This window comes from Streptomyces sp. NPDC031670, assembly GCF_055580545.1.
The window spans coordinates 693-1,281 of record NZ_JBVILC010000064.1; the positions used below are offsets into that span (position 1 = coordinate 693).

Here is a 589-nt window from a genome sequence, read left to right on the forward strand (position 1 = left end):
CTCAGCCCAAGTACGAAGCCATCACTTCGATCATCATTACCAGACCCGTTTACCAGCCTTATACACATCCGACCGATGAGTACGAAGTCGATGAGCTGCTTAGCGGTATACCAGCTGGGTTATCAAAGGATTGGCGATACGGCCTAGGTTTTCATTACGAATACCGATACCTAGTAAACGCGCTGAGTCCGTTGGAGGGAGTGGACACGCTCATCCTGCACGGCGGTACTGGTAGCAACGCTGCAAAGGTTAAGGGCAACGAGTTCTACATTGGAGTTGATCTTCTTGACCGTCTGAAGAAGAGCTTGGATCGATTGACGCAGCGACATCAGCGAGAGACTGCAGCGGACAAAAAACTCGTCTGTTACACCAGCTTGCTGCATCAGGCAGCGCCGGAGCTGTACCCAGCCAAGGCACGAAAGCTACCTCCGGATCTGCTTGCTAGCTTAGTTTCATTGGGGTCGGCGACGCCTACTCTTTCATCTAATGATCAGCAGCAGGCAGTCAAGCTGGCGCAACAGAGCGTCCCTACCCTGGCGAAATCCGCACCACACACTCTCTACAACCTGAAGGCGGAGATTGAACTGGT

Annotated in this window: 1 protein-coding gene; it reads left to right on the forward strand. The window is 52.8% G+C overall.

Going from position 1 to position 589, the window contains the following annotated elements; all coding sequences use genetic code 11:
• Nucleotides 1–200 precede the first annotated feature (200 nt).
• A partial coding sequence (locus tag ACZ5ID_RS37040; protein WP_468907218.1) for a hypothetical protein occupies nt 201–589 on the forward strand: 389 nt, incomplete at its 3' end.